The organism is Acidithiobacillus ferriphilus, from assembly GCF_018854775.1.
Lineage (GTDB): Bacteria > Pseudomonadota > Gammaproteobacteria > Acidithiobacillales > Acidithiobacillaceae > Acidithiobacillus > Acidithiobacillus ferriphilus.
The window spans coordinates 1-542 of the sequence record NZ_JAAZTY010000117.1 but is presented as its reverse complement, the minus strand read 5'-3'; the positions used below and the strand labels follow the sequence as shown (position 1 = coordinate 542).

1 protein-coding gene is annotated in these 542 nt (G+C 57.7%); it reads right to left on the bottom strand.

From position 1 onward, the window contains the following. A partial coding sequence (locus HF921_RS08745; protein ID WP_264318197.1) for a heterodisulfide reductase-related iron-sulfur binding cluster occupies positions 1 to 542 on the bottom strand: 542 nt, incomplete at both ends.

The following is a 542-nucleotide window of genomic DNA, read 5'->3' as shown; positions in this document are numbered from 1 at the left end:
GTGGTGATGCAGCCGGTGTCGATGCCGATCATGACGTCGGCCTTGGCTTCTTCCCGGGCCACCTTGATCTTGCGATTCATGGAGAAGCTGCGGGTGAACTCACGCTCGGAAATGATGTGGCGAAAACCAAAGCCACAGCAGTCGTACCAGGTGGAGTAGTCGATAACCTGCGCACCCAGGGCCTGCGCGACGGAGGTGCCGACCGCTGTGCGATTGCCGCCGAGCACCGCGTTGTCGTACACGGCGTCTTCCTGCACCATCTTGTAGTAATGACAGGCGGCATGGACGGTGACGCGAATGTTGCTCATGTCGACCACCTGCATCTCCGAGGCAATGCGGTGACGCATAACGTGCAGCCATTCACTGTAGTGCACCACTTCTTCGGGGATGACGATCTTGCCGTCGACCAGACGGCCAAGCTTGCCCAGGATCTTCTTGACCTTTTCGCGCAGTTCAGCGGATTCGATCAGATACTTGCGGATTTCCTTGTAATTGCCGAAGGAGGTGCCACAGTGGACCAGAGGGAAGAAGTGGCCATTCTC